Genomic DNA, 2645 nt, shown 5'->3' with positions numbered 1-2645 from the left:
TGGTCAAAAGGAAGTGGCGGAAGCTTTAGGCATCACCCGGGTGCGATTGAGCGAGATCCTTCGGGGCAAGCGCAGTATCACCCCGGATACAGCCCTTCGTCTGGCGCGGTTCTTCGGCACTACCCCGGAATTTTGGCTGGGCTTGCAAATGGATGTGAGTCTGTGGGATACTTTGCAGGCACACGGGGGGGGATACGAGAAAATTACACCGATAAAAGTGGCGGCTTGATTATCAAAAAAAGAGGGAAACCCTCTTACAGATGAACCGAATAATAACCGAAATGTAAGAAGATTACCGCAAAATCAAGGCGACTGCTCTGCGATCTCATCAAAGAGAAACAAATTGAAATAGACTTCTCTGAACGTTTTTCTCTGATATAGCCTAAACACTCAAAAACGACGGGTACGGTTTGAATATCCAGATATCACGCGGCTTTTCTCCATTTATTGATCTCCAGTGCACCCGGAGATTATCAGTAAAACGCAAATTTCAAGGTTGCCCCTGAACAAATTCAATTGGTTAGATACGAAAAATCACAACCCTGTAGTGTCGGCATATAATATTTTTTATATTTAATATCTTTATATATTGACAAACTAAGCTACTATGCTATAGTGGCGTCATGTACTTGCGGACGACCACTCGAAAACGGGGCGATAAGATTTATCAGTCCCTCCACATCGTGGAATCTTACCGGACTAAAGAGGGCAAAGTTCGGCAGCGGATTCTGGTTAACTTCGGCTCGGCTTCGCAATACTCCTCTGAACAAATCCAAGAAATCATCAAAGGACTGAAAAAATTCTTTAAACTCGAAGAAGACAAGCAGCAAGAGAGCATCCCTCCTACGGGTAGCCTGGATTTCGGCTCCATCTACACCATCTTCCGCCTCTGGGAGGAGATGGACTGGACCCAGGTGTTCAAAAAATTCCTCCAGGGTAGGCAGTTCGAGTTCGATGTCATTGCCAACCTCAAAGTTATGGTGGCCAATCGTCTCTTAGATCCCATGGCCAAACTCCACCTCCTGGATTGGCTCGAGGGGGTGCACCTTCCCGGTATCGACCGGCAGCAGGTTGATTATAATCACTTGTTACGCTCTTTGGACTTTCTCATTGAACACAAAGCAGAATTGGAGCCCAAACTGGCCTGGCCGATCCTGACCCTCTTCGACGCACCCCTGGACTTGGTTTTTTACGACCTGACCTCGTGCTATTTTGAGATTGAGCGAGCGGATAAGGTCCGAAATCCCTCCTCCCAATCGGATAAACCGACGTTGCGAAATTACGGCTATGATCGGGACCATTCCGGTTGTCCCCAGGTAGTGCTGGGACTGGTCATGACCAGAGATGGTATTCCTCTCTGCCACCAGGTGTTTCCTGGAGAAACCACGGATAAAGCGACCTTTCGGGAAGTTATTCTCGATGTCAAAGCCCGCTTCCCGGTGCAACGCTGTGTCGTGGTCAGCGACCGGGGCCTGCTCAGCCAGGACAACTTAGCGGCCTTGGGCGAAGCTCAGCTGGATTATATCGTCGCCCGGCCTTTGAGGCATAATCTCATCTCCCGGCAGGCCATCCAGGCCACGGCTCAGGATATTCAGGCACAAATCAAACAGTGGAAAAGTGATGGCACCCCCCTGGAGGAGCAAGAATGTTTCCGGGAAGTCACCCTTGACGGCCGCCGCTTTGTCGTGGCCTATAAGGCCGAAATTGCCCGGCAGACCCAAAAAACCCGACAGCGGAAACTGGCCGTAGCCACGGAGTATATCCGGGGTCGCCTGGCTCGCCTGAAGAACCAGGAGACCGGCGTCCACGTACCGGGCAAGACTCTCACCCATCCGGAAACCCTGGTTCATCTCCATGACTATCTGAAAAAACGGCAACTGGGCCGCTATTATCAACTCAGGCTTGACCAACAGGGCCGGGTGGCCTGTGATCCGGATGAGGAAAATCGCCGCTGGGAACTGCTCATCGACGGTAAACTTCTCTTGGAAACCACGAATAAAACTCTGTCTCCAGCAGAGGTCGTCCACCAATACCAAGAACTTCAGGATATCGAACGGTGTTTCCGCACCCTGAAAAGCTCCTTGGATATCCGCCCGGTGTACCATTGGGTGGACCGCCGCATCCGGGCTCATATATTCCTCTGCATCATGGCTTTGCAGCTGCACCGCCTCATGCGGAGTCGTTTGCATGAAGCCCAAATATTTACCTCGCCGGCAAGGGTGTTAGAAAAACTCGCTTTACAAAGGACGGTGCAGGCAGAAATTGATGGTAAAAAATTCGATGGCCTCATTCCACCCACACCGGAACAACTTGATCTCTTTAAAGCCTTAGGAGTGCCCACGCCTCATCACCAAAATCTTCAAGACCCCATGATGTAGTGACGACAAAAAAAGTTAACATGCTAATATCATTTATTATTTTCTTTTGCACTGATAATCTCCGGAAGCATCTGGAAGACTTCGACAGGAATTTTTTTTCGTGCCCGATTAAACGCCGCCTTGTCGGGGGGCTTGACGCCTTCCGGATCGGCAAAGGCTAAACCCGTTTCCGCGAAGCAACCGTCGATGACTTTTTGGTATCCGCGTCGTTCTCCGGAGCGCACCAGGTTGATGATCAGAGCGCCAGGGTGCTCTCCAACCTGAGCC

General features: G+C 50.5%; 3 protein-coding genes. 2 read left to right on the top strand and 1 reads right to left on the bottom strand.

Annotated features, from left to right (window positions below; genetic code table 11):
- Both JRG72_11715 and JRG72_11710 read left to right on the top strand, forming a co-directional pair.
- Positions 1-229, top strand: a 229-nt coding sequence (locus JRG72_11715) for a HigA family addiction module antidote protein (GenBank protein ID MBW2135871.1), incomplete at its 5' end; no start/stop codon positions are given.
- Between the two features lie 394 nt (positions 230-623).
- Positions 624-2378 carry an IS1634 family transposase gene (locus tag JRG72_11710; protein ID MBW2135870.1) on the top strand — a complete coding sequence of 585 codons (1755 nt, stop codon included), beginning with the start codon at positions 624-626 and terminating at the stop codon, positions 2376-2378.
- Positions 2379-2407: 29 nt separating this feature from the next.
- On the opposite strand, the gene JRG72_11705 is transcribed toward JRG72_11710, so the two are convergent.
- The coding region (locus JRG72_11705) for a hypothetical protein (protein ID MBW2135869.1) at positions 2408-2645 on the bottom strand (238 nt) is incomplete at its 5' end.

The organism is Deltaproteobacteria bacterium (genome assembly GCA_019309545.1).
GTDB lineage: Bacteria > Desulfobacterota > Desulfobaccia > Desulfobaccales > Desulfobaccaceae > Desulfobacca_B.
The sequence above is the reverse complement of the archived record's forward strand: the minus strand, read 5'-3'. Positions and strand labels throughout refer to the sequence as shown.

Excerpts from the sequence above, each read along its gene's own strand:
- JRG72_11710 (MBW2135870.1), top strand. The coding sequence starts at position 624 with ATGTACTTGCGGACGACCACTCGAAAACGGGGCGATAAGATTTATCAG.